General features: G+C 62.0%; 17 protein-coding genes and 1 riboswitch. Of the genes, 11 read left to right on the forward strand and 6 right to left on the reverse strand.

Going from position 1 to position 17,809, the window contains the following annotated elements; translation table 11 throughout:
- Positions 1–69: 69 nt before the first annotated feature.
- The 7 genes from MSKU9_RS02680 (at position 70) to MSKU9_RS02710 (ending at position 7,958) form a co-directional block, all read left to right on the forward strand.
- On the forward strand, positions 70–669 hold the full coding sequence (locus MSKU9_RS02680) for a PadR family transcriptional regulator (protein WP_193557612.1): 600 nt from the start codon (positions 70–72) through the stop codon (positions 667–669).
- Between the two features lie 299 nt (positions 670–968).
- Positions 969–1,394 (forward strand): hypothetical protein, encoded by a 426-nt coding sequence (locus tag MSKU9_RS17850; RefSeq protein ID WP_154670661.1) that lies wholly within the window; start codon positions 969–971, stop codon positions 1,392–1,394.
- Between the two features lie 108 nt (positions 1,395–1,502).
- Positions 1,503–2,867: a neutral/alkaline non-lysosomal ceramidase N-terminal domain-containing protein gene (locus tag MSKU9_RS02690; RefSeq protein WP_227002333.1), complete on the forward strand. Its 1,365-nt coding sequence runs from the start codon at positions 1,503–1,505 to the stop codon at positions 2,865–2,867.
- 57 nt (positions 2,868–2,924) lie between these two features.
- Positions 2,925–3,142: riboswitch (cobalamin riboswitch) on the forward strand.
- A 119-nt stretch (positions 3,143–3,261) separates the two neighbouring features.
- Positions 3,262–5,361 (forward strand): TonB-dependent receptor plug domain-containing protein, encoded by a 2,100-nt coding sequence (locus MSKU9_RS02695; RefSeq protein ID WP_141259799.1) that lies wholly within the window; start codon positions 3,262–3,264, stop codon positions 5,359–5,361.
- 13 nt (positions 5,362–5,374) lie between these two features.
- Positions 5,375–6,199, forward strand: coding sequence for an ABC transporter substrate-binding protein (locus MSKU9_RS02700; RefSeq protein ID WP_141259883.1), 825 nt, complete (start codon positions 5,375–5,377; stop codon positions 6,197–6,199).
- Entirely contained in the window at positions 6,196–7,203 is a 1,008-nt protein-coding gene (locus tag MSKU9_RS02705; RefSeq protein WP_141259800.1) for a FecCD family ABC transporter permease, read from the forward strand. Before MSKU9_RS02700 ends, MSKU9_RS02705 begins: the two co-directional genes overlap by 4 nt.
- Complete coding sequence (locus MSKU9_RS02710; RefSeq protein WP_141259801.1) at positions 7,200–7,958, forward strand: ABC transporter ATP-binding protein; 759 nt, start codon at positions 7,200–7,202, stop codon at positions 7,956–7,958. Before MSKU9_RS02705 ends, MSKU9_RS02710 begins: the two co-directional genes overlap by 4 nt.
- A gap of 266 nt (positions 7,959–8,224) precedes the next feature.
- Here the strand turns inward: MSKU9_RS02710 and MSKU9_RS02715 are convergent, their stop codons facing one another.
- The 6 genes from MSKU9_RS02715 to pxpB all read right to left on the reverse strand — a co-directional run bounded on the left by MSKU9_RS02715 (position 8,225) and on the right by pxpB (position 14,435).
- Entirely contained in the window at positions 8,225–9,427 is a 1,203-nt protein-coding gene (locus MSKU9_RS02715; RefSeq protein WP_141259802.1) for a pyridoxal phosphate-dependent aminotransferase, read from the reverse strand.
- Between the two features lie 134 nt (positions 9,428–9,561).
- A complete protein-coding gene (locus MSKU9_RS02720; protein WP_141259803.1) occupies positions 9,562–10,824 on the reverse strand; it encodes an MFS transporter in 1,263 nt (420 codons plus the stop codon).
- A 65-nt stretch (positions 10,825–10,889) separates the two neighbouring features.
- Positions 10,890–11,813 (reverse strand): DMT family transporter, encoded by a 924-nt coding sequence (locus MSKU9_RS02725; protein ID WP_141259804.1) that lies wholly within the window; start codon positions 11,811–11,813, stop codon positions 10,890–10,892.
- Between the two features lie 170 nt (positions 11,814–11,983).
- On the reverse strand, positions 11,984–12,751 hold the full coding sequence (locus tag MSKU9_RS02730) for a LamB/YcsF family protein (protein WP_141259805.1): 768 nt from the start codon (positions 12,749–12,751) through the stop codon (positions 11,984–11,986).
- The gene (locus tag MSKU9_RS02735; RefSeq protein ID WP_141259806.1) at positions 12,748–13,758 is read right to left on the reverse strand and encodes a 5-oxoprolinase subunit C family protein; all 1,011 of its coding nucleotides are present in this window, start codon (positions 13,756–13,758) and stop codon (positions 12,748–12,750) included. Before MSKU9_RS02735 ends, MSKU9_RS02730 begins: the two co-directional genes overlap by 4 nt.
- Complete coding sequence (gene pxpB, locus MSKU9_RS02740; RefSeq protein ID WP_141259884.1) at positions 13,755–14,435, reverse strand: 5-oxoprolinase subunit PxpB; 681 nt, start codon at positions 14,433–14,435, stop codon at positions 13,755–13,757. Before pxpB ends, MSKU9_RS02735 begins: the two co-directional genes overlap by 4 nt.
- A gap of 356 nt (positions 14,436–14,791) precedes the next feature.
- On the opposite strand from pxpB, the gene MSKU9_RS02745 reads away from it, so the two are divergent.
- The 4 genes from MSKU9_RS02745 to MSKU9_RS02760 are packed head-to-tail and all read left to right on the forward strand — an operon-like array spanning position 14,792 to position 17,809.
- The gene (locus MSKU9_RS02745) at positions 14,792–15,547 is read left to right on the forward strand and encodes an SDR family oxidoreductase (RefSeq protein WP_141259807.1); all 756 of its coding nucleotides are present in this window, start codon (positions 14,792–14,794) and stop codon (positions 15,545–15,547) included.
- Positions 15,548–15,552: 5 nt separating this feature from the next.
- Entirely contained in the window at positions 15,553–15,990 is a 438-nt protein-coding gene (locus MSKU9_RS02750; protein WP_141259808.1) for an acetyl-CoA carboxylase biotin carboxyl carrier protein, read from the forward strand.
- Positions 15,987–17,354 carry an acetyl-CoA carboxylase biotin carboxylase subunit gene (gene accC / locus MSKU9_RS02755; RefSeq protein ID WP_141259809.1) on the forward strand — a complete coding sequence of 456 codons (1,368 nt, stop codon included), beginning with the start codon at positions 15,987–15,989 and terminating at the stop codon, positions 17,352–17,354. Before MSKU9_RS02750 ends, accC begins: the two co-directional genes overlap by 4 nt.
- The gene (locus tag MSKU9_RS02760; RefSeq protein WP_141259810.1) at positions 17,351–17,809 is read left to right on the forward strand and encodes an acetyl-CoA carboxylase biotin carboxyl carrier protein; all 459 of its coding nucleotides are present in this window, start codon (positions 17,351–17,353) and stop codon (positions 17,807–17,809) included. Before accC ends, MSKU9_RS02760 begins: the two co-directional genes overlap by 4 nt.

Raw genomic sequence — 17,809 nt, forward strand, 5'->3', positions numbered from 1 at the left:
GGAATATTTTTTAAAAACATATCCCGATATATCTTGACGTAAGATATATCGGAACGTATATCGGTAAGCATGAAACACAGAAACAGACACGCAGGCGGTCGTAACCGCCAGACTTTCTCCCCCGAAGGCATGGCCGGTGGGGGGGAACCCCGCCGCCATCATGGTCGCGGTGGACATCATGGTGGTGGTCGCCGGGGCGGGCGTCACCGGCTGTTCGATTATGGCGAGATGCGGCTTCTGGTCCTCTCCCTGATCGCGGAGAAGCCGACCTACGGCTACGAACTGATCCGTATGATCGAGGAAAAGTTCGGTGGCAGCTACGCCCCCAGCCCCGGCGTGATTTACCCCACGCTGACCTGGCTGGATGAAGCGGGTTACGCCCGGATTGTCGAAGCTGATGGCCGCAAGAACTACCACATTACGCCGGAAGGCGAGGCGTTCCTGAACGCCAGTCGCGCGGCCCTTGATGAAATCCTGTCCCGCGCCGCGACAGGTGCGACAGAGGGCAGGGGCGGCAGGAAGAATGTTCCGATGCCGGTCATGCGGGGCATGGAAAACCTGCGCACGGCGCTGCGCCTGCGGCTGCGTAACGGTGGCCTTGATACGGATGCCGAGGAAAAGATCGCCACCCTGCTGGATGACGCCGCCCGGGCGATCGGGCAGGTCTGAAACCGGTATCGTCCTGGCCGGGTAATCATCAGGTTAGGAAATACTTCCCATAATCCTGCCATGTATTAGGTCTGTTCCGTACAGGAAGACATGGCGTGATTTATGAGTGATCCAGTCCAGGCCACTCAGTTTCCAGAATATACAGCGATATCTGGAATATTTTCCGGAATAATCCTGCCTCATAAATCCTGATGATTTTTGCGCAGGATATTCCTGATGCTTTTTGTTACATCATCCGGCCTTACATTTTTTGTCATATGACACAATGTTTAAACGGTCGAATTAAAGGATATCATATTATGAAGCGTTCCATTCTTTTCGCACTTGCTCTTGGCGCCTCCCTCCCGCTGGCAGCACATGCCCAGTCCGGGGACTGGAATCAGGGTGGTGAACAGGGCGAACATGGTGGTCGTGGTGGCCATGGCCATCACGGTGGTCGCCATGGCGGCGGCGAAGGCGGCCAGGGTGGCGATTCCCAGGGCGGTGACCGCAACGGTGGCGAGCGTGGTGATCGCGGCGGTGAAGGCCGTGGCGAAGGTCGTGGTGACCGCAACGGTGGCTCTGGCGAGCGTGGCGGCTGGGGCGAACATGGCAACCGCGGCGGCGACAGCCAGAACGGCAACCGTGGTGGCGAAAGCCAGAATGGCGGCTGGGGTGAACACGGCGGCGGTGGTCGCGGTGGTGACCACAACGGCGGCTGGAACCAGAACAACAGCTCCAACTGATTTCCGCCCCACAACGGAAGGCCCGGCTTATTGCCGGGCCTTTATTTTATTATGGGCAGGCGTAATCATATCGCACCCATGAAAAGAAATAAGACAGGGGACGGGACCATGCCATCAAGACGGGATTTCATGGGGGGCATGGGTCTTGGCGCGCTTGTGGCGCTGGGTGCGGTTCCTGTACATGCCGCCATGGCCGCGAAGCCTGCTTTTCGTGCAGGAAGCGGGCGGGCGGATATCGTGTTTCCGGCCAGCCAGTTTCCCATTGACGGGTTTACCGGGCAGCATGATCCGCTGGCCGTGCGTGTCCTGCTGCTTGATGACGGGACAACACGGCTTGCCATTGTCGTGGTGGACCTGACATCCATCTTTGATGACCTGATAACCGCGATCAAGGCCACTGTGACGGATGTCGCAGGCATTGCTGCCCCCAATATCATTGTCAGCGCCAGCCACACCTTTTCAGCGCCGCATGTATTCGCGGCGGGGCAGACGCCGCCGGGTACGGATATGAAGGCCAATGCCGCTGCATGGCAGGCAGTCATACAGGCCGCGCGTCAGGCCGCGACGCGGGCCTTTGCAATGCGACAGCCCGCGCGTCTGGGCGCGGGCGTGGGGACAAGCCGGGTCAGCGTGAACCGTGATGTGTGGACACCGTATGGATGGTGGCTGGGCGCGGATGACGCGGGCGATACGGACCCGACCGTAAGCGTGCTGCGCATTGACCGGCTGGATGGCAGGCCGCTGGCGGTCATGACGAATTTTGCCGTGCAGTCCTCGGTCATGGACGGGTCCGTATCCAGCACGGGCGGCAGGCTCATGACGGCGGATCTTGCCGGTGCTGCGATGCGGCATGTCGAGGCGCAGTACGGCCCTGACGCGACTGCCCTGTTCGTGGTGGGGGCGGCAGGCGATCAGGCACCCTATCTTCAGGCCAGCCGTCCCGTCGTGAATGCGGATGGACAGGCAGGCCGGATTGACATTCACGAAGCCGGCTTCGCGATTGTTGACCTGCTGGGCGCGCGCCTTGGCGCACAGATCGTCGATGTGGCGGGGAAGATCAGGACTGCCGATATGCCGACACTCGACATCCGGCGTGAAAACATACAGGTGGCGTCGCAGGCATTCCCGCCACGGACGGGTCGCGCCACGGGGCCTGTCACCACTTTTGCCTATACGGCCGGGTCACCGGTTTCGCTGCCGGTCGTGCTGGTCCGTATTGGCGACCTGGCGCTGGTGGGCGTGCAGCCGGAACTGGCGGCCGGCCTTGGTGCACGGATCCGCGACCATTCGCCCTTTGCGCATACCATGGTGGCGACTATGATCGATGGCGGGGCCAAATACATGCCCGATGCGCGGAGCTATGACCGCTATACCTACGAAGCACGGAGTTCGTCCTTTGCCAAAGGGGCAGGGGAAGCGGCCTGTGCGCAGATCGCGGCGCTGCTGAAGCAGGCCCGGCCCGCCACCCGCTAACGGCTGCCAGCGGGCATGGGGCGCGGGACCATCCGGGTTGACAGGACCGCCCCGCACGATCAGAACCGTGCCGACGGTTCCCCCTGCGGGGGGATTAAAAGGGAACGGAGTGCGGGTTACGATCCAATGCTCCGGCTGTCCCCGCAACTGTAAGCGGTATGTCCTTGCATTACCGGATGTCATGGTCCGGGCCACTGGAAACTGCGGTTTTCCGGGAAGGTTGTGCAGGATGCCACGCCGTGAGCCAGGAGACCTGCCGTCATGATGGTTGCGACCGGGAACTGTCGGGCGGGGTGTCCTGACGGTGTGGTGTCACGGGCCTTCCTGCGGATCGGAAGCCGTGTGGCGACACGCTCTCGTGGCAACGATGATGTGACCGCGAGACCTGAATTCCATGATCCTTTTTCGGAATCTGCTGATTGCTTCTACCACACTGGTAACAATGGGCGCCTGTGTGGCGCGCGCCGATGATCTGTCCAGACGGGACATGCCGCAAAAGCAGCCCGCCAACCAGTATGCTGTCCAGAACAGGAAATCGAAAGCTGTTGTTTCGCTGGACAACACGGGCCTTCCTGAACTGATCAGCGTCAGTGCCGCCCGTCGGTCGACAAAGGTGGATGATATCGGCACCAGCATGACCATCATCACCGAAAAACAGATCCAGACCCAGCAGCGGCGCAGCCTGACTGATATCCTTGCACGCCAGCCGGGCCTGAACGTCGTGCAGACGGGTGGCCCGGGTGGTACCTCGTCCATTTTCATGCGTGGCAATAACGCCAACGAGGTCAAGGTCCGCCTTGATGGCATGGATATCAACGACGGCAGTTCCTCGACCGGCATGTTTGACGCGGGCGCGTTCGTGACCGATGGCATGGGCCGGATCGAGATCCTGCGCGGTCCGCAGAGCGGCCTGTACGGCGCGGACGCCATGGCCGGCGTCATCGATATCACCACAGCGCAGGGGCAGGGACGATTCAGGCCGTTCGTCCGGATCGAAGGCGGGGGGTATGGGACATTCAACCAGACATTCGGCGCGCGCGGCAGCAGGGGGCGATTTCATTATAATGTGGAATTCTCCCATTACCGCATGAACGGCTTCCATAATATTCCGTCCTATATCGAACGCTACTACGGCGCGGACCGGCAGCAGCGCCATGAAGGCAACCGGAATGACAACCGTGGCGTCAATATCCGGCTGGGTTATGATGTCACCCATAATTTTGACCTGGGACTTACGGCGCGGCTGATACAGGACAACAATCATTCCTATTCGGTGTATGACCTGCAGAGCGAAAATCTGTACGGGGATAAAGGCGTGCGGGAACAGACCACCCAGAACGAGGCCATCGTGCGCGGCACGGCGCATCTTGTGTCGTTCCACGGACTGTTCGATCAGGTGCTTGGCCTTGGTTACATGACCAACCGCAACCGCTGGACGGAAACGGGCACAGCTTACGGCAGTCCGATCAGTCCCGACCCTGATTATTACCGTTCCAGCCGGATGAAGGTGGACTGGCACGGCACGTTCAATTTACGGCAGTATGGACAGCTTCTGATCGGGGCCGAACATTTCCACGATACGTTCAATACCAGCCATACGGCGTCCAGCATGTGGGACAGCGGATATGATACATCCGCCAGCATGGATACGACCGCAGGCTACGGGCAGTATCAGGGCAACTGGCACCATATCCTGTATGGCGCGGCCAATATCCGTTACGACGCCAATTCGCGTTATGGCAACCATGTGACATGGCGCGTGGCCCCCGCGATCCATGTGCCGGGAACCGGGACCATCATAAAGGCCAGTGCCGGTTCGGGTTTTCATGGTCCATCGCTGTACCAGCTATTCGCCAGCCAGGTGGGGGCCGGTTATTCCGAAAAAGGCAATCCGGACCTGAAGGCGGAACAGCTGGTCGGTTACGATGCAGGGGTGGAGCAGAAGCTGCTGCATGATAGCCTGAATTTTGGCGCGACATGGTATGACAGCCGCGTCCGGAACCTGATCCAGTCCTCGCTTTCGATTGATTCGGCATACGACTATAATTACTCCTATGCCAATGTGGCAAAGGCACGGATGTACGGTGTGGAAGCATTCGTGAACTGGAAGGCGCTGCGTGGTCTGGAATTTAACCTCAGCTATACCTGGACCCATGCGCGGGATGAAGCAGACCACAACGAACTGCTGCAGCGTCCCCAGCACAAATTCAATTTCAACACGACATGGACCCCCATCCGCGACCTGACATTTTCGGGAAACATCCTGTATACCAGCGGCTGGCGCGGCCTGCCGGTCATTGGCAGCGAGACATGCAGCACATGTGCCAAAGGGCATGGGTATTTTACTATCGACGTGGCCGCAAATTACCAGATCAACCGTTATGTGTCCGTCTACGCCCGCGCCGACAACCTGCTGGACCACCAGTTCGAGGACCCGATCGGCTACCTGCAGCCCGGTCGCGCCGGTTACGGCGGGTTCATGCTGAATTACTGACGTGAAGGGGGTTATGGCGGGCATTGTCGCGGGCCTTCTTGCCTGTGCCCCGATCGTGCGGGCGCAGTCATTGCCGCGCGTGGTGTCGCTGAATGTCTGTACCGACCAGCTGCTTCTGCTGCTGGCCGGACCCGGTCAGATTACGGGAGTGACGCCGCTGGCGCGCGACTGCTGGAATGCCGTATTGTGTGAACAGGCGCGGCAGGTGCCCGTCCTGCGCCCTACGGCGGAAAATGTCGTGGCGTCCCACCCCGATGTCGTGCTGGGCGGGACCTATACGGCAGCCGTCGCCATTCAGGCGGCGCGCGAGCAGGGCGCGCGGGTTATCGTCCTGCCGCCAGCACGGGCACTGGCGGATATTCCCGACCAGATCATGGTGGTGGCGAACGCCATTGGCGCGCGCAGCCGGGGACGGGCACTGGCTGGGGATTTTGCCCGCCGCCTTGCATCCCTTTCAGCCGCTCCCGGCCCCACCGACCCGACAGCGGCAATTTATGCCGCCAATGGTTTTGTCACCCATGCGGGCTCGCTGCCGGACGACGTTCTGGCCCATGCGGGCCTGCGTAATTATGCGACTGTGATGGACCGGCAGGCATCCGCCCGCTTTTCCATGGAATTGCTGATTGCGCATCCACCCGACCTGCTGGTGCTTGACCGTTCGGGGCAGGGCACGTCCCTTGCCCAGTCCATGCTGGACCATCCGGCGCTGAAACAGGCGTTTGCCGGGCCGCACCGTCTAGATCTGCCCTCACGGCTGTGGTTGTGTGGCCTGCCACAGACGCTGGACAGTGTCGCCCTGCTGCATGCCGCCCGCGACAGACTTGGAACCGTCCGGTGAAACCTGCCCGTAGCAACCTGTTACTGAACATCATGCTGCTGGCGGCGGTAGCGGGCCTGTCCGGTGCGTCGCTCATGTGGGGGGAAACCCGCATCATGGCCGTGCATGCGCTGGCGGACCTGCTGGCGGGGCGGCATACCGCAGGGGCGATTATCGTCGGGCAGTTGCGCCTGCCGCGCATGCTTCTTGCCATCATGGTTGGCGGGACGCTGGGCCTGTCGGGGGCGGTGTTGCAGGGATACCTGCGCAATCCGCTGGCCGATCCCGGTATTCTGGGGGTGTCGGGTGGAGCGGCGCTTGGGGCGGTCAGCGTGTTCTATACCGGCCTCATGCAGGTTTCCGTCGCGGCCCTTCCGCTGGGTGGGCTGACGGGTGCGCTGTGTGCGGCAGTCGTGCTGATGGGGCTGGTGGGGCGTGGTGGCACGCTGGTGCTGCTGCTGGCGGGGGCGGCGCTCAGCAGTCTTGCCGCGGCTTTGACCGCGCTGGTGCTGAACCTTGTGCCCAGCCCGTACGCGTCTTTTGAAATCATGCACTGGCTCATGGGATCGCTGACGGACCGAACCTTTGCCCATGTCTGGATCTGCCTGCCGGGTGTCGTGTGTGGCACGCTGCTCATGCTGTCGGCCGGGCGCGTGCTGGATGCGCTGACATTGGGCGAAGACGTGGCGGAAAGCCTTGGCTTCCGACTGCATGGGATGAGGGGCGTCCAGACGCGTATCGTGCTGGGGGCGGCACTGGCCGTGGGGTCGTGCGTGGCGGTTGCGGGCGCGATCGGTTTCGTGGGGCTGGTGGTGCCGCACCTGTTGCGGCCACTGACGGGGTATCAGCCGTCGAAGCTGCTCGTACCGTCCTTTCTGGGGGGAAGCCTGCTGCTGCTGGGGGCGGATATGATGGTGCGTCTGGTAACGGTGGGGACCGAACTGCAGCTTGGCGTGCTGACGGCGCTGGTGGGTGCGCCGTTTTTCCTTGCCCGTGTCATCATGCTGAAAAGAGGCGTGTCATGACCCTGCTGCAGGCATACGACATTTCATTCAGGCGTGGGGACCGGGCTGTTGTTTCCGGCGCGTCCCTTACGCTGGCGCGGGGGCGGGTTATTGGCCTGATCGGACCGAACGGGGCGGGGAAAAGCACGTTCATGCGCATGCTGGCGGGGTTGCTGGCACCCGATTGCGGGCAAATCACCCTTCTTGGTCATGACATGAACCGGATCACCCCAATAATACGTGCCCGGCAGCTTGCCTTCGTGCCACAGCAGGGTGAACTGCCGCCGCCCATGCCCGTGCGCACGATGGTGGGACTGGGACGCCTGCCGCACGGGCAGGTGAACGGACATGCCGTCCATCATCCGGCGGTGGCGGGTGCCCTTACGGCTACTGGCCTGCTGGAGTTGAGCGCGCGCCCGGCCACGGACCTGTCCGGCGGAGAGCGCGCGCGCATGAACCTGGCCCGCGCGCTGGCGACCGACACGCCGGTCATACTGGCCGATGAACCGATTGCGGCACTGGACCCGGCGCATGCCCTGTCGATGATGCAGCTTTTCCGCCAGCAGGCGGGGCAGGGAAAGGGGATCGTCATCGTGTTGCATGATCTGGTGCTGGCAACCCGGTTCTGTGATGAACTGGTGCTGATGGACAATGGCGCCGTCATCCGTCATGGCCCGGCCACGCAGGTGCTGGATGATGACATCATGCGCACGGTTTACGGGGTGACGGCCCGACGGGTGGACGGTGCCGTCCTGCCATGGGCACTGTGCCGCTGAGCGCTGACACATGGTTTCAGTGATGTGGCAGCGGCCTTGACCGGCAGGCGGGATCGTGCCGCCTGTGGTTTTTTCGCAGAACGCGCCTGTGCCCGCAACAAAGTGCGCCAGAAGGCGTTTCTGGGTGGCGACAGGCAGCCGCTTGCGATGACGTGCTTTCATATGACATATCAAGCCTTTATTGGCTTACCGATGCCAGCCCCTAAAATTAAAGGCCGGAGCATCGTGTGAGTGCCCCGGCCTTTGTTGTGGATATGGGGCCAGCCTTATTTCAGGCCATCCACAAAGGCCGCGATGCGGCGGCAGCCTTCACGCAGGGTATCCGTACCGGTCGCATAGGAAATACGGAAGAACGGGCTCATGCCATAGGCTGCGCCCTGTACGGACGCCACCTGCTGCTCTTCCAGCAGCGCCATGACGAAATCGGCATCGGTTGCGATCAGGCGACCACCGGCCGAGGTCTTGCCCATGCACCCGCTGATATCGGGATAGACATAGAACGCACCCTGCGGCGTATGGCACTGCACGCCGGGAATGGCGTTGAGCAGGCTGACCACAAGATCACGTCGGGCCTGATATTCGGCGGCGCGGTCCTTCAGGAAATCCTGCGTGCCGTTCAGCGCGGCCACGGCTGCGGCCTGCGCCAGCGTGTTGATGCCGCTGGTGGACTGGCCCTGCATGTTGTTCATGGCCGCGATCAGCGCGCGCGGGCCGCCGCAGTAGCCGACACGCCAGCCGGTCATGGCATAGGCCTTGGACACACCGTTGACGGTCAGGACACGGTCCTTCAGCCGCGGCTCGACCTCGGCGATCGTGCAGAAGGTAAAGCCATCATAAATCAGGTGTTCATAGATATCATCGGTCATGATCCAGACCTGCGGATGTTTCAGCAGGACGGCGGCGATGGCTTCCATGTCCGCGCGCGGGCAGCACGCGCCGGTGGGGTTGCCGGGGAAGTTCAGGACCAGCCATTTGGTCTTTGGCGTGATTGCGGCTTCAAGCGCTGCGGCCGACAGGCGGAAGCCCCCTTCGGCCGGGCAGGGCACGGATACGATGGATGCCCCGGCAAGGCGGGCGATATCGGCATAGCTGATCCAGCTTGGCGTGGGCAGGACCACTTCGTCACCGGGGTTGATGGTGGCCATCATGGCGTCATAAATGATCTGCTTGGCGCCGTTGGCCACAAGGATTTCATCCAGCGCGTAATCAAGGTGGTTTTCACGCTGGAACTTGCCCTGCACCGCCTTTTTCAGCGCGGGCTTGCCATCCTGTGGCGGATATTTGGTGTCACCCGCGCGGGCTGCGGCAATCGCGGCATCCACGACATGTTCGGGGGTGGGGAAATCGGGTTCGCCCGATGACAGGCTGACGATCTTCATCCCTTCCGCCTTCAGCGCCGACGCCTTGTCGGTCATCGCGGCGGAAGCCGAAATCCCAATTCCATTCAGTCGATCCGCAAACCCAGGCATCAGACGCTCTCTCCACTTTTACTCATGCAACAGGACACATGCTCACACCGCATCGTAAATCGTTTCGACACGGGTTAGATACCGACGAAAATGATCTGGCCCCATACAACAATACTATGAAAGCCCGATGGCCCTCATCCCGCCTGCCCATCCATGCGGATCGGGTTGCGCACCATGACCAGTGACAGCCCGGCCGCAATAACCAGGGCGGTGGCGCACATGTACCATGCCATGTCAAAACTGCCGGTCCACGCCACGATATACCCGGTCAGGATGGGTGAAAGCAGCCCCAGCGAGTTGCTGCATGTCAGCGTTACACCCGTAACTGCCCCCATTTTCTGGCCATCTTCCACCATATCGGTCAGCAGTGCAGTATTGGCGCCATTGGCCGCCATAAGGCAGGCCAGCGCGCCGGACAGCACCAGCAGGATGGGCATCATGGTATGGAAATGCGGCAGCAGTCCGATCGTGGCCGCACCGATCAGGCAGGTGACGACAACAAAACGCCGGTAGGGCGGATGAATGCCATTACGGAAGACAAGGTGTTCCAGCACCCGCCCGATAATGACCGCGCCAATGGCCGCGACCAGATAGCACAGGGCTGTGCTGTTGCCCGTACCGGTGGTATTGATGTGCAGTTCATGGATCAGGTACAGCGGCATCCATGACATGACCAGAAAGTTCAGGTAATTCTGCGTGCACTGCACCACCAGTATCCCCAGGAAGGAAGATGAGCGGAACAGATTTCTGATTTCACGCAGCGTAATGGGCCTGCGCGGGACGGCATCGGCCTTGCGGGCCGGGTTGCGGTAAACCAGCCACCACACCAGCGCCCACGCAATGCCCACCGCGCCCAGCGCCATGAACTCGCACCGCCACCCGAAAAAGGTAATCAGGTACGCCCCCGCGATCGTGCCGCCAGCCAGCCCGAGTTGCATGCCCGTCAGCAGCACGGTCATGACCGACCCGCGTTCGCGCGGCTGCGCCCAGTTGCGCACTACGGTGGCCCCCACGCCAAAGGTCGGTGCCTCACCAACCCCCAGCAGCACGCGTGTCAGCAGGAACTGCGTGATGTTCTGCGCCATGCCGCCCAGCAGCATGGCGAACGACCATACCCCCACGGCAAGGCTGCCAATGGCGCGGGCACCCACCATGTCGAGCACAATGGTCGAAGGCAGGTTGAGCAGGAAATACGACCACAGGAAACTGGATGAAACCCAGCCCATCTGCACCGGTGTGAGGGAAAACTCCCTGCCCATCGACGGCAGGGCGATGGACAGCGCGGCGCGGTCGCCATAGCTGATGGCGTACATCAGGAATACAAGGAAGAAGAATACGTAGCGGGCAGGAATTGCACGCCCGCTTCGTGCGTTGGTGGTCGTTTCACCTGTTGTCACGCTGTAGGACTCCTGGTGTGCCGTGAATTACGATGAGGAACGGGCCATCACGCACAGGCCGTGCTTCATGGCGGGGTGCCGGTAGCCGCGTCCATTGTGCCTTCCGCCACGGCTTTCTGTTTTGCGGGGCGATCGTGACGCAGCATCCATACGCCGGACCCGATGATTAGCAGTCCGCCCATCACCATGGCGACGCCGGGTATTTCACCGAACCCGAACCACCCGATCAGCGCGGCCCACAGCAGCCCGGAATAGGCAAAGGGGCCAATTGCGGACACCTGTGCCGAGGCAAAGGCCTCGGTCTGCAGAACCTGCGCGATCCCGGCAAACGCGCCCACGGCGACAAGGCATGCGGCTTCGGTCACGCCGGGCGTGGTCCAGATGATGGGCAGGGGGAGTGCCGTCATGAGCGTCATGAGGATCGCCTGCCACAGCGCGATGGTCGTGCTGGATTCCGTGGCCGAAAGCTGGCGGATCTGCATGGTGGTCAGTGCACCCACTGCCCCCTGCGCCAGGGCTACGGCGTAGGCCCAGCTGGGTACCGCGCTGCTGGCACCATGCAGCAGCCCCTTGCCAAGGGCGACCACGACCACGCCTGAAAACCCGAGGCAGACCGCGACCCAGCGCTGCAGCGACGGCCGTTCATGCAGCAGCGGGATGGACAGCAGCACCAGAAACAGTGGCTGCGTGTAGGACAGGACCTGCTGTTCGGCCAGCGGCAGGCGGGTTACGGTAATCACCACCATGATCATGCTGATCAGCCCAACGACCGACCGCAGGACATGCCCGCCAAAATGACTGGTTTTCAGTACAATGCCCGTGCGCGACGCGATCAGTAGCACGAAGGGTAGGGAAAACAGGTTGCGGAAGAAAATGATCTCCAGCGCGGGCAGTGTCGATCCGGTCAGTTTCTGCAGGGCATTGAGGGCGGCGGTAAAAAATGTCGCCGATGCCAGAAGAAGGGCGCCACGTTTCAGGTCATGCTTCATTTTGTCCGTACCTCAATGCACGACATGGACGGGAGCGCGCTTCATGAAGGGTCAGTCCGGTCGGTCCCTCACCTGTTTCACGTTACGGTAACGTAACGCATGGGGCGCATCCCGGGTTATAGGAGTTCGTTGCGGTGCAATAAGAAATTCTTATGGATGATGGGACGCAATCAGTCCCCAAGCTGGCAGGCAGGCGTCAGCACGCCGCCACTGGCCTCGATTTCCGCACGGATGGCGCGCGCCAGTTCCAGCGATCCGGGCGTGTCGCTGTGCACCAGTATGGACTGGGCCTTCACCGGCAGGCGCTTGCCGTCAATGGTCGTGACCGACCCGTCCTGCAGGAACTGCTTCACGCGCGTCCGCACCCCCGCCATGTCATGGATGACAGCGCCCGGCTGCCCGCGCGGGACCAGCGTGCCCGCCGTGGTATAGGCCCGATCCGCCAGGAACAGCGTCCGTGCCCGCAGCCCGGCTTTTTCCGCCGCGCGTTCGGTCGCCTGGCCGGGCATGCAGAATACGCTCAGGTTGCGGTCAAGGGCTGCAATGGCACGGGTCAGGCGCAGGGCAAGGGCTTCATCGGCGTTGGCCATGTTGCCGAATGCGGCGTGGTAGCTGACATGGGTGACACGGTGGCCATGGCGTGCGGCAATGCCCTGCAATGCGCCGATCTGGTAGCACATCATGGATTCCATATCCGCGTCCGACACGGCCATGTTGCGCCGTCCGAAGCCCATCAGGTCCGGCAGGCCGGGATGGGCGCCGATGCCCACACCCTTTTCCTTCGCCAGTTGCACTGTGTGGTCCATGATGGCGTAGTCACCGGCGTGGAACCCACAGGCGATATTGGCCGAGGATACGGTATCCATCAGCCCGTCATCATCAGCGATGCGCCAGCGGCCAAAGCCTTCGCCCATGTCGGAATTGAGGTCGATCTTCATGCCTTGTCTCCAGACTTGATGCCAGCACGGCAGCGGGCGGATGTGCGGTAATGGGCAACCATCATGCGCAGGTCATCCAGATAGGCGTTGACCGGCTGCATGGCCGCGACACCTTCGGCAAAGCTGCATTCATGGAAGCGGATATGCGTGCCGATGCGCGCCTGCGCCAGCCGCCACAGGTCCGCTTCGATCACGGTGACGATGCGGGGGTAGCCACCCACGGTATTGGCATCGGCCAGTTGCACGATCGGCTCCCCCGCCGGTGGCACCTGCACGATACCGGCAATCACACCGTAGGATCGCAGTTCAACCCGGTGATTCAGTTCCAGCGGCGCGCCCGACAGGCGGTAGCCCACGCGGTTGCTCTGCGGTGTGATGCGCCATGGGGTATCCCACAGACGCTGCCGGGATTCGGGAGTGAACAGTTCGTAATCGGTCGCTGGCATGGCGCGCAGATGGATGACCTTCGCATCGTCCTCGCTTGCTACGGCATCCAGCACCGTTGCAGGCGGCACGGCGCCGTAACCCGCAACATCCAGCGTGGCTCCCGTGGTCTTCAGCATATCGCCTGTTTCCAGCGGTCGACCGTCCAGCCCACCAAAACCGCCACGCAACTGCGTGCTGCGCGACCCCAGCACCACAGGCACCTCAATCCCGCCCGCAATACAGATATACCCGCGCGCGCCGGTTCTGGGGGCGCCTACACGCAGCACCTGTCCTGCCGCCACCGTCTCGACCGTCCATGGCAGGATGGTGCGGCCATCAACTTCGATTGCGGCATCAATACCCGTGACTGCAAAGCTGGCCGGTGCATCAAAACGCAGGACGAAAGGATAGGTCTGCAATTCGATACAGGCATCGTCCATCTGGTTGCCCAGCAGGATATTGCCCACCTGCAGGGCGATGGCGTCCATTACGCCCGACGTGCCCACGCCAAGGTTGCGGTAACCGGGACGGCCCAGATCCTGCACCGTGTTCAGGGCGGATGTTTCAAGGATGGTCATCACAGCTCGATGCTTTCGGGATAAAAGCGGATGCGGTCGCCAATGGCGAACAGGGCAGGCGGCTGCTTGTGGGGATCAAACAGGGTTATGTCGGTATACCCGATGGAATTCCACCCGTTCGGTCCGGTCAGCGCGGAAATGCCCGCCTGCATGCCGCCAATGGTGACGGTCCCGGCCAGCATGTTCAGCGACGGTACGGTCTTGCGCGGTGTTGCGATACGCGGGTCCAGCCCATGCAGGTAGCCAAAACCCGGCGCGCTGCCTATGGCGCAGACCGTGTATTCACTGTCGTGGTGGATGGCGATCACCTCTTCGGGGGGCAGGCCTGCATGGGCGGCAACAGTGGCCAGGTCACCACCCAGTTCGCCACCATAGCGCACGCCGATTTCAAACAGGCGGCCTTCGATATGCCGTTCGGGCAGGGTGTCCCACGCATGGCGCAGCCAGTCAGCCTCTTCCTGCGGGCGGTCGGGCGGGGCCGCGAAAATCAGCATGAGGTTGGTCACGCCGGGAATGAGTTCGCACACATCAGGCCGTGTCCGCGCCGCGTCCATCAGCGACCATATCCGGCGCTGGTGGGCCATGGTGAAGTCCCCCGGCGCCTCGAACAGCATGGCGCGGGTGCCGATCATGCTGATGGTGGGTGCTGCACGGGTGTCGCGCGCCACGTCGTTCTTCATATCCGTGTTCAAAATACACAGTCCCTGGAACAGTGCTGGTCATATTCCGGAAAATGGCAGGACCCGGTACGGGGCCTGAACCATAACAATACAGGTTTCGCAGCATCTGGTGCCACCCCGGCAAGTATGGCCGTTTGCGTAACGATGACCAGTGCGATTCTGGTTGTATGGCTATTGGATAATCTTATGGCTCAGAACCATAGCCGGGCCATCGTATATTGTTATGGCGTAAGAACGAAGTGCTCTTGGCACATGTTGACTGCGCCCGTTAGCATGAAGTGAATAGCTGAGCATCCGGTAACCGCTGTGGGTCCGGGTGGGATTAGTTTCTCTGTTCAGGATCGGGTTTTCTTACCATGAGCAACCAGCCGTACCGTACCGCCCTCGTCACCGGCGCATCTTCTGGCATTGGCGCGGAAATTGTCCGCCGCCTGTCCAGGGAAGGGATCGAAGTGCATGCCCTGGCGCGTGATGCGGCGCGACTGGAAGCACTGTCGAAGGAAACCGGCTGTGTCGTGCATGCGGTCAGCGTATCCGACCAGAAGGGGATCGAGGCGCTGGTCAACGGGCTGGAGATCGATATCCTCGTCAACAATGCCGGGCAGTCGCGCACGGGCAACATCACCAGCACCACGCCCGATGATATTGACGCGCTGGTTGACGTGAACCTGCGCGCGGTGCTGCAGCTTACCCGGCTGGTGGTCGCGGGCATGATCGAGCGTGACCGCGGGCATATCGTCAACATCACCTCCATTGCCGGACATTATGCCTTTGCCGGTGGCAACACGGTCTATCATGCAACGAAGGCTGGCGTGCATTCGCTGTCGCAGCAGCTGCGCTGTGACCTGTTCGGCCACCGCATCCGCGTGACCGAGGTCTCGCCCGCGCGTTGCGAAACCGAAGTATTCGGCCGCCTGATCGGCAACATGGAAGAAGCGAAGAAGCGTTTCTTTGATGAATATGAATCCCTGCTGCCCGAGGATATCGCCAATTCCGTCGCCTTTGCCGTCATGGCGCCGCAGCGCATGAATGTCAGTTTCATGGAAGTGCTGCCGACCATGCAGGTTGTGGGCGGCCTGAATTTCGCCAAGAAGACAGCCGGCGCGGCGTAAGACCAGTGGATCTCACGCATGTCAGGCGGCTGATCGACCTTGTGGCCCATGCCCCGGTCACGGAGCTTGAGGTTGAGGAAGGTGGTTGTCGTATCCGTATCACCCGTGGTGGTGGAACGCAGCCGGTCGTCCCGCCTGCATCCGGCGCACCGGCTGTAAACCCGGTCAGTGCGCCGGTGGTGGCCGCATCAGAACCGCCACCCGTGATGGAAGCCGTCATTACGGCCCCGTCCTATGGTGTGTTCCATCTCTCGCCGTCTCCCGGGGCTGCCCCTTACGTTACCGCAGGGCAGGCCGTGACGGTCGGGCAGGAAGTGGGACTGGTCGAGGCCATGAAGGTGTTCAACGCCGTCCGCGCCACACAGGCTGGCACGATTGCCGCCGTGCTGGTGGAAGACGGTACTGAAGTGGAGGCAGGGACCCCCCTGTTCCGGCTGGCATGAGTGAGACCCCACGTTTCAACCGGGTGCTTATCGCCAATCGTGGCGAGATCGCGCTACGTATCCAGCGCGCCTGCCGCCAGCTAGGTCTGGAAACGGTGGCGGTGTATTCCGAAGCCGATGCCGACAGCCGCCATGTGCATGAAGCCGATATCGCCCTGTGTATCGGCCCGGCAGCCGCGGCGCGCAGCTACCTTGATGCTGACGGTCTGCTGCTGGCGGCCCGCCTGACCGGGGCGCAGGCCGTTCATCCGGGTTATGGCTTTCTGTCGGAAAACGCTGATTTTGCCGATGCGGTGGAAAATGCGGGCCTGACCTTCATCGGGCCGACGGGTGCGTCGATCCGCATGATGGGCGACAAGATTACCGCCAAGCGCGCCATGCGCGACGCCGGCGTGCCGTGCGTGCCCGGGTCGGACGGGCCGCTGCCTGCTGACATGGATGCGGTCAGAGCCATTGCGTTGCAGGTGGGCTTTCCCGTTATCGTCAAGGCATCGGGCGGGGGCGGCGGGCGCGGCATGCGCGTGGTCGAGCGCGAGGCTGATCTCGCGCAGGCGGTCACACTGACCGCCAAGGAAGCCCAGCAGGCATTCGGCAACCCGACGCTCTACCTCGAACGCTTCATGCAGAAGCCGCGCCATATCGAGATACAGGTCCTGTGCGATACGCACGGCACTGCACTCTGGCTGGGGGCGCGCGACTGCTCATTGCAGCGTCGTCACCAGAAGGTGCTGGAGGAAGCATCCGCCCCTGGCATTGCGCCGGAGACGATTGCCGAAATTGGCGAACGCTGTGCCGAGGCCTGCCGCCGCATCGGCTACCGTGGCGCGGGTACGTTCGAATTTCTGTATGAAGACGGGGTATTCGCCTTTATCGAAATGAATACCCGCGTTCAGGTCGAACATCCTATTACGGAAGAAACGACGGGCCTCGACATCGTGGCCGGGCAGTTGCGCGTGGCCCAGGGCGCGCCGCTGGGTATCGCACAATCAGACGTTCCGTTGCTGGGACATTCCATTGAATGTCGCCTGAATGCCGAAGATCCGTTCACCTTCATGCCCTCGCCGGGTACCATCACGCGCTGGGACCTGCCTGGCGGGCCGGGTATCCGGGTCGATACGCATGTGGTGGCGGGCTATACGGTGCAGCCCTATTATGACTCGCTGATCGGCAAGATCATAAGCCATGGCGCAACCCGCGCCGAAGCCATTGCACGAATGCAGGTGGCGCTGGCGGAAATGAAGGTGGAAGGGGTGTCAACCAACATCGCCCTGCACCGTGACCTGCTGGCGGACCCGGATTTCCAGCGTGGCGGGGTGGATATCCACTATCTTGAACGCTGGCTTGCGCGGAGGACGGCCCCATGAACAACCGGTCCGAACAGCTGGTGCCCCATTTTGACCGGCTGCCAGAACCCGAACAGATAGTACAGATGGCGACATGGCTGGCACAGGCGGGGCTGGACAGTCTGGAACTGACGAATGAGGCAGCGGGACTGAAGCTGCGCATTCGCGCGGAACAGGTGGCCACGATCCTGCCCACAGCGCAGGCTGCGGCCCAGCAGGCGGATGTCGGGGCAGGGGATGTGGCGGTAAAGACGCCGTATTTCGGTCACCTGTGCCTGACCCATCCATCGAGCGATACGCCCTTTGCACCGGTAGGAACAAAGGTGGTGCAGGGGGAGGTGGTCGCACTTCTGACACTGGATAGCCTGCAGGTGCAGGTTACCGCGCCGGTGGCAGGCACGGTAGTAGACATCGTGGGGCAGCCCGGCGCGCTGGTGGGATATGGCGCGACAGTCATGCAGATCCGGCCCGACTGA

Origin of the sequence: Komagataeibacter diospyri (genome assembly GCF_006538165.1) — a bacterium.
Taxonomy (GTDB): domain Bacteria; phylum Pseudomonadota; class Alphaproteobacteria; order Acetobacterales; family Acetobacteraceae; genus Komagataeibacter; species Komagataeibacter diospyri.

Bases quoted from the DNA above. Each gene is read 5' to 3' on its own strand.
- pxpB (WP_141259884.1), bottom strand. From the start codon at position 14,435: ATGAAGAACGACGTGGCGCGCGACACCCGTGCAGCACCCACCATCAGC.
- MSKU9_RS02760 (WP_141259810.1), top strand. From the start codon at position 17,351: ATGAACAACCGGTCCGAACAGCTGGTGCCCCATTTTGACCGGCTGCCA.
- MSKU9_RS02715 (WP_141259802.1), bottom strand. From the start codon at position 9,427: ATGCCTGGGTTTGCGGATCGACTGAATGGAATTGGGATTTCGGCTTCC.
- MSKU9_RS17850 (WP_154670661.1), top strand. From the start codon at position 969: ATGAAGCGTTCCATTCTTTTCGCACTTGCTCTTGGCGCCTCCCTCCCG.
- MSKU9_RS02700 (WP_141259883.1), top strand. From the start codon at position 5,375: ATGGCGGGCATTGTCGCGGGCCTTCTTGCCTGTGCCCCGATCGTGCGG.
- MSKU9_RS02730 (WP_141259805.1), bottom strand. From the start codon at position 12,751: ATGAAGATCGACCTCAATTCCGACATGGGCGAAGGCTTTGGCCGCTGG.
- MSKU9_RS02695 (WP_141259799.1), top strand. From the start codon at position 3,262: ATGATCCTTTTTCGGAATCTGCTGATTGCTTCTACCACACTGGTAACA.
- MSKU9_RS02710 (WP_141259801.1), top strand. From the start codon at position 7,200: ATGACCCTGCTGCAGGCATACGACATTTCATTCAGGCGTGGGGACCGG.
- MSKU9_RS02745 (WP_141259807.1), top strand. From the start codon at position 14,792: ATGAGCAACCAGCCGTACCGTACCGCCCTCGTCACCGGCGCATCTTCT.
- MSKU9_RS02680 (WP_193557612.1), top strand. From the start codon at position 70: ATGAAACACAGAAACAGACACGCAGGCGGTCGTAACCGCCAGACTTTC.
- accC (WP_141259809.1), top strand. From the start codon at position 15,987: ATGAGTGAGACCCCACGTTTCAACCGGGTGCTTATCGCCAATCGTGGC.
- MSKU9_RS02690 (WP_227002333.1), top strand. From the start codon at position 1,503: ATGCCATCAAGACGGGATTTCATGGGGGGCATGGGTCTTGGCGCGCTT.
- MSKU9_RS02725 (WP_141259804.1), bottom strand. From the start codon at position 11,813: ATGAAGCATGACCTGAAACGTGGCGCCCTTCTTCTGGCATCGGCGACA.